Raw genomic sequence first — 648 nt, 5'->3', positions numbered from 1 at the left:
CAAACGCGTTCGTAGCGAGTTTGATACAGACAATATCGTTTTCTCTCCTGAGTTTCTTCGAGAAGGGAAGGCGCTACATGACAACCTATACCCATCACGAATTATTGTTGGCTCACAAAGTGAACTGGCAAAGACATTTGCAGCGTTGCTCGCTCAAGGAGCAGTCAAGGAAGATATCGATACGCTATTTATTGATTCAACAGAAGCAGAAGCGGTTAAATTATTTTCTAACACTTATCTCGCTATGCGTGTTTCGTATTTTAATGAGCTGGATAGCTATGCAGAATCCCATGGATTGGATACTCAACAGATTATCCAATAAATTGCAAAAGGGGTCGGTGACAACTAATAATCATTCGCATTACTTGCCCTACACCTAAAAGATCGTGTGTAGTTGCCTCCAACTTGTATGCAACGGGCTTTGACTTTCTGCTCTAGTTGGGCTGAATGAGTAATCAGCAGACATAATCAGCAGACGTATTGTGTTGGTGTTATTCCTTTGTTCCTTTGTTCCTTTGTTCCTTTGTTCCTTTGTTCCTTTGTTCCTGAAGTTTTTTAGCGCCTTCTATTAGCTCTCTTGTTTCTTTATGGGAACGGTCACAAAACTGTTCAAAGTCAGTAAGCAGCTTAGTTTTCGGCCAAACACCG

At 41.4% G+C, this 648-nt stretch carries 1 pseudogene; it reads left to right on the top strand.

The window, feature by feature from the left end:
- A pseudogene (locus A3729_RS10280) lies at positions 1–319 on the top strand (UDP-glucose 6-dehydrogenase); the annotation flags it as partial.
- Positions 320–648: the final 329 nt, after the last annotated feature.

The sequence above is a fragment of the Oleiphilus sp. HI0043 genome, from assembly GCF_001634935.1.
Note: the sequence above shows the minus strand (reverse complement) of the source record. Positions and strands in the feature narration are given on the sequence as shown.